4 protein-coding genes are annotated in these 6,355 nt (G+C 63.9%); 3 read left to right on the forward strand and 1 reads right to left on the reverse strand.

The window, feature by feature from the left end:
• Window positions 1–29: 29 nt before the first annotated feature.
• The 3 genes from F784_RS24805 (at window position 30) to F784_RS24810 (ending at window position 3,483) form a co-directional block, all read left to right on the forward strand.
• Window positions 30–1,001: a glycosyltransferase gene (locus F784_RS24805; protein WP_019587889.1), complete on the forward strand. Its 972-nt coding sequence runs from the start codon at window positions 30–32 to the stop codon at window positions 999–1,001.
• Window positions 1,002–1,054: 53 nt separating this feature from the next.
• On the forward strand, window positions 1,055–2,302 hold the full coding sequence (locus F784_RS27290) for a hypothetical protein (protein ID WP_019587890.1): 1,248 nt from the start codon (window positions 1,055–1,057) through the stop codon (window positions 2,300–2,302).
• Window positions 2,303–2,589: 287 nt separating this feature from the next.
• Complete coding sequence (locus F784_RS24810; protein ID WP_169405704.1) at window positions 2,590–3,483, forward strand: glycosyltransferase; 894 nt, start codon at window positions 2,590–2,592, stop codon at window positions 3,481–3,483.
• Window positions 3,484–3,643: 160 nt separating this feature from the next.
• On the opposite strand, the gene F784_RS0116800 is transcribed toward F784_RS24810, so the two are convergent.
• A partial coding sequence (locus tag F784_RS0116800; protein ID WP_245557915.1) for an NPCBM/NEW2 domain-containing protein occupies window positions 3,644–6,355 on the reverse strand: 2,712 nt, incomplete at its 5' end.

A 6,355-nucleotide genomic window follows, 5' to 3' on the forward strand; every position in this document is an offset into this window, starting at 1 on the left:
GATGCCTCCGGTGCGAAAGGATGTTTACCATGAATGATTCCCCCAGTTTGTCCGCACGCCGAGCCGAGGCTCAGGCGACCCCCGGCCTCCTGCCCGGACAGGGGACGGAGCCGACCAGCGGGGTGGCCGCTGTCGTCGTGACGTACAACCGTAAGGAGTTGCTGGTCAAGTGCCTGGACAGCCTGCTGCGGCAGACGGAGCCGCTCGCGCGCATATACGTGATCGACAACGCCTCCACCGATGGAACGTCCGAAGTGATTCCAGACCATGAGCACGTGACCTACCTGCGGCTGGAGCAGAACTTGGGCGGCGCGTATGGCTTCGCGTACGGGGTGCGTCAGGCGTTGGAGGGCAACTACCGCTACGTGTGGGTGATGGACGACGACTGCTTTGCGGAGGATGACGCCCTGGAGCAACTGTTGAGGTGGGACGGTGCCGCCGAGGCGCTGTGCGGCGCCGTCTTGGCACGGGACGGAAGCTACGATCTTAACCAGCGGCGCAATTTCGATCCCGTCACCTTGGTCGAGACCAAGGTCAACCCCACCTTCTATGCCGAGCCGTGTGCGCCCATCGACCTGTTCACCTTTGTGGGCGCGCTGATTCGAATGGACGCGGTGCGCCGGGTGGGCCTGCCCGTGGACAACTTCTTCTACATGGCTGACGATTCGGAATACGCCCTGCGGCTCAAGGCACATGGCCTGCGAACCTACCTCGTTCCGACCAGCCGCATGTGGCATCACGGGAGCGTCACTAACAAGGCGCCGCATGAAAAGTACCACCCGAAAAAACACTACTACAGCATTCGCAATGGTCTCCTGATTCGTCGCCGGTATGGCAAGTCCCGGCCCTGGTTCGCAATCCGCTTCTGCTCCTTCGCCGTCCGAAGTTTCTTGATTCTCGCCAAGAACGGAAACCTCGACCGAAGCTCGGCCACTCTGACGTTCGAGGCGCTGCGGGACGCCCTGCTTGGCCGCGCCTACATCAAGGATTTTGGGACGTGAGTCGAAACGCCTCATTTACTCTTCTGAAACGGCTCTGCCCGGATACTGCCTCCATGAAGGTCGTCTCAACCCCTTTCACGATCCCGCGTGTTGGTCTGGTGCTGGTCGCCACCCTCCTGTTGGGAACAAGTGGGCAGCAGAGCCCGGCGGACGTGTCCTACGACGGCCCCATCGTTATCCGCAAGGGCGGCACCTACAGTGGGAATTGGCGCAGCCTGGATCCCAACACGCCTGCTGTGGACATCGCCACCCGTGAGCCGGTCATTATCGAGAATTCCGACGTCGAAGGCCGGGGAACCTTGATTCACAGCGCCTTCGACCGGGCCAACGTCACGATTCGCAATACACGGGGCGTCGCCCTGAACCCGGATCTTCCGGTGAGCGCGAAACGCGCGCCCGGGCGTTTCCTCAACCTGGAGGAATTCGAGAGCGCCGTCGTGGAGAACAACGAGATGATCGGCACGTCCGGCATGTACTTCCGCAAGTACCTGGGCGACCCCGAACGGGGCCAGACGATCAAGGTCCTGCGAAACCGGGCACTGAACATCGACGGGCGGTACAGTGACGGCGAGGACCAGTTCTCCAGCACCGGCTACAGGCTCGTGCAGTTCGTGCAGTTCAATGACATCAAGGACATTCAGGGGGCCGAGGTCGCTTGGAACGAGGTGATCAACGAACCGGGCAAGAGCCGGGTCGAAGAGGTCATCAATATGTACGGCGCCCGCGGCACCGCGTCGAGCCGCATCTCCATCCACGACAACTACATCCAGGGCGCCTACCCGGTGCATCCGGGCACAGACAAGTACGCGGGGGGCGGCCTGATGATGGGTGACGGCGGCTCGAAGACCAAGGAGGGCGCGGGCGGCTACATCATCGCCTACCGCAACCAGATCGTGAGCACGTCCAACCAGGGTATCGCCATCGCTTCGGGCAACAACATCGAGGTGTTCGAGAACCGGGTGATCTCTAGCGGTTACCTGCAGAACGGCACGCCCATCGCCGCCCAGAACGTGGGGATGTATGTGTGGGACACCGCCGGGAACAAGCAGCACGGGACGTTCTATAACAACCTGATGCGCGACAACCTGGTGGGCTGGGCTCGGCCCCTCAAGTCGCCCACCGCGCAGAACCCCTTGTGGCTCCCGGACTGCGCGATCACCGGAACAGGGGAGAGCCGCTGCACCGGCAACCGGGTCCTGCCTGGCCCCATTACTCTTCAGATGGAGCGGCAGGAATACCGGCGCTGGCAGGAGAAGCTGCGGGACGCTGGGGTAGCGCTCGGCCCCCAGCAGGCGCCCTGAACCCCGGGTGAGCCCCAGGTGGAGGGCCAGCCGTCCATCGGCGAACTCTCCACTGTCTTTTATTGGTGCTTCTGGGGCCACCCATCCGGGTCCATGCCGGTGGGTCGAGGGTCGTGGCCCTCAATACCGAGTGCTCTGATTCCAGAACGCGCGGTAGTGTGCCCCGATATTCCGCCGCTGCTAACCGGCATCTCCTGCCTCTCGCTTCGTCCAAGTTCGGGCTCGGATTACCGTCGTTTCATATAAGTTGGAGTGGGTGTAACTCTATGTCATGTCGTGTGTGTGCCGTGGTCGTTTCGTACAATCGAATAGCCCTGCTTCATCAATGTCTGGGAGCATTACTCCGCCAAACACAGACCGACCTCGACATCCTTGTTGTCGATAACGCCAGTACTCAGGAAGGGTACGAGTCGCTGGCCGATGAGTACAAAGGGGTGCGCTTCCTCCGTCAAGAGAAAAATATTGGGGGTGCCGGGGGCTTTCATGTGGGCCTCAAGGAGGCCAGACAGGGTGACTACGATTTCTACTGGGTGATGGACGACGACGTGATTCCTTCGCCTGACGCCCTGTCCTGCCTGCTGAGGGCCTTTGGGATTTCCCAATTCTCCTATGCCTGTAGTCTGGTCTACAGCAGGAGCGGGAAGATCATGAATGTTCCCAATGTTAAGACCATGAGTAGTGGCTTCTACCCGGATTGGGCCGAGTACCTCCCCGACAGGTTAGTCAAGGTGACGAACGCCACCTTCGTCTCGGTGATCATCCCCAAAGCCTCTATAGACAGATATGGGCTCCCCATCTATGACATGTTTATCTGGGGTGACGATACCGAATACACGCTGCGGTTGACACAAGACGAAGAGGCGGTGCTGGTTGGAAGCTCTACAGTCGTTCACGCACGTGAGATAGACGAACCCATTAACATAAGGTCGGAAAAGTTAGGCTCTCGAATTCATCTCTACTACTTCTATTACCGGAACAACTTGTACATCAATCGGACCTATTTCAAGTGGACTCGGGCCGCAAAATTTACGGTGCAGGCCATATCGGATGCTGTTGCTGTGCTGGCGAAGCGAGACGGCATCCGCAAATCCCTGGTGGTCGTTCGCGGCGTGCTGGACGGCTGGAAGTATAGTCCCGGCCCGGCGCAGCCCGTAGGAAATGGTGTTGGGGTAAAGGGCTAAAACTCTCCGCCCCCCTTTTCCCCGGCATGTCCTGAGAGGACGCAAGCTCCTCGCAGGCTAACTGGCCGGACGAAGGCCGCAACAGGAGCGTTCAAACAAAGGCAAGCTGGGTCGGAAATAGGCCGACCCAGCTTGAACCCTTGTGCCTGGAGTGGAGGAGTTAGGGGGTTCCCAGGGGCACGACCCGCCAGCCCGAGCGGCTCCAGTTGCCCGCGCTGTACACGAAGCCGTTCCCGAGCGGCGCGGCCACCCCTGAGGCGCGCGTGCCCGGCAACGACGTGAGCACCGACCAGGTGTCGGTCGCCGGGTCGTAGGCATTGACCGCCGAGATGTTTTGCAGGTGGGCCCGTTCACCCCCCGCCACCACGATGCGCCCGCCCAGCACGAAGGTCGAGCTAGAGATGTGACTGCGCGCCGACGGCAGGTCCCGCAGGGTGACCCAGGTGTCGGTCGCCGGGTCGTAGGCGTTCACCGTCGCCTGGGTCACCAGCCGCTCGTCGTGCCCGTGCTGACCGCCGATGGCGTAGATTTTGCCGCCCAGCACCGCCGAGCCCATATGGTGGCGGGGGTTGGGCAGCGGCGCGGCACTGACCCAGGCGGTGGCCCCGTTCGCCAGGTCCAGAACGTAGTGGTCCCCGACATCCTGGGTGCGGGCGAGGTTGGTGCCGCCGAAATAATGCAACTTGCCGTCCAGGTACTCGAGTTGTCCGGCGGCGCGCTCGACCGGCAGATCCGGCAGACGAGTGTACTGCTCGGAGGCGAGGTCGAAGCGCCAGACAGCCTTCGTGCCGTAGACCTGCGCCGTCCAACTGGAGTTGGCGATATATCCACCCGCGTAGTAGATGCTCTTGTCGTCGGTGGTCATGCCCGCGTGGGTCGCGCCCCGGTTGGGCATGTTGGGAAGCCTGCGCCACAGATTCACGGCGGGCTCGTAGACGTAGGCGCGGTCGGTCGGCGTGCAGCAGCTCTTGGCGCTGTCGAACCCGCCGAAGGAGTAGATTTTGCCCCCCACCGCCCGGCCCTGCGACTCCGAGACGCCCTGCGGCTGGTCGGCCATGGGGGAATACATGTAGTCGTTCGTCACGGGTGCGGCGGCGCGCGTGGCGCTGACCGTCGCCACCCCGGAGACGTTGCCACCCGGGTCCACCGTCGTCACCCGGTAATAGGACGTGCCCCCCGCGGGCGCGGCGGTGTCCTCGAAGTCCGAAGTGCCGATCACGTCGGGGGTCACCGGCAGGAAGGGGCCGTCCGGGCTGGAGGCGCGTTCCAGGCGGTAGCCGCCCAAACCCGCGCCCAGCATGTCGTCCCAGTCGAGCGCGATACCCGAGGTGCGGCCACTCGCCTTGATGTTGCCCGGTGTGGCGGGCGGCGTCGGTCCGGCCGCGCAGGAGAGCTTGGTGTCTCCCCAGTCGGCGTGGTCGGAGGTAATGCCGTCCCCCGCGTCCGTCACCACCAGCCTCAGCTCGTTTACGCCCGAGACGTTGGCACCCAATGGGATAGGGCCGTCAGTGCCGCGTCGAACCGGGCTCTCCGTCAGCTTCGTGCCGTCCCCGAACACCTGGAAGACGACGCTGCCCGCGTTACCCACCTCGTCATCCACGCCCACAGACGCGCTGAAGGTGGTGCAGCGGCCCCCCAGCGCGTAACTCACGCTGGCGTTCGCGTTCATCCCCAGCCCCTTGGCGTAAGTTTGCCCGCCGATGGTCAGGGCACGGCCGTCGCCCAGCCCCTGTCCGCCGACACTGCGGTCCTTTTCGACAGGACCCCAGCCGTTGGTGGGAGTGAACCAGGGAAGGTTGGACAGGAAACCTTCGCTTGACGTTGTGGGAGGCGGGGCTGAGCAGCTCAGTTTGGCGTCGGCCCAGTCGGCGTGGTCGTAGTTGACGCCGTCACCGCCGTCATTCACCACCAGCTTGAGTTCATTGACGCCGCTGACGTTCACGCTGATGGGTTGCGCACCGTCGCTGCCCCGCCGCGAAACGGCGGGCAGCAGCTCCACCCCGTCCCCGTACACCCGGAACAGCACGTTGCCCCGGTCGCCGACCTCGTCGTCCACGCCCACCGAGGCGGTGAAGGTGGTGCAACGGCCTCCCAGCACGTAACTCACGCTGCTGTTGGCATGAACGCCCAGCCCCTTGGCGTAGGTCACGCCGCCGATGGTGAGGACCCGACCATCGCCAGCGGCCTTGTCGCCGTTGGAGCGGTCTTTTTCAATGGGACCCCAGCCGTTGGTGGGGGTGGACCAGGCCAGGTCGGAGACGTATTGATCGCCGCTGGGGGCGGGGGGAGGACAGGTAACGCGGGCGCTGGCCCAGTCGGCGTGGTCGTAGTTGATGCCGTCGCCCGCGTCGCGGACGACCAGGCGCAGGGTAGAGACGCCGCTGACCGAGAGGGAGATGTCCCGGGGCGCGTCGGCGCCCCGGATCACGCCGCTGTCGTAGAGCCGGGTGGCGTTGGGGTCGGTGGCGCTGCCGCTCCAGACTTCGAAGATCACCGAGCCGCGGTCGCCGACCTCGTCGTCGAGGCCCAGGGTGGCGGAGAAGGTGGTGCAGGTGCCGCCCAGCGAGTAGGAGACCGAGGAGTTGGCGTGGGTGCCCAGCCCCTTGGCGTAGGTTTGGCCACCGATGGTGAGGGTCTTGCCATCACCGGCGTTTTTGTCGCCGTTGGAGCGGTTGAGCTCGATGGGACCCCAGGCGTTGGTGGCGGAGCCGGGGTCCCAGGTGGCGTCGGAGAGGTAGCTGTCGGCGGTGATGGCGGTGGCGTGGAGGCCAGCGGGGGCACCGGGACCGGACCAGGGGTAGCTGACCCCTCCGGCGTAGGGATCAGCGGAGTTGGACTGGACCTGGTCGCTCCACGGGTAGCTCACTCCCCC

This window comes from Deinococcus apachensis DSM 19763 (assembly GCF_000381345.1).
Lineage (GTDB): Bacteria > Deinococcota > Deinococci > Deinococcales > Deinococcaceae > Deinococcus > Deinococcus apachensis.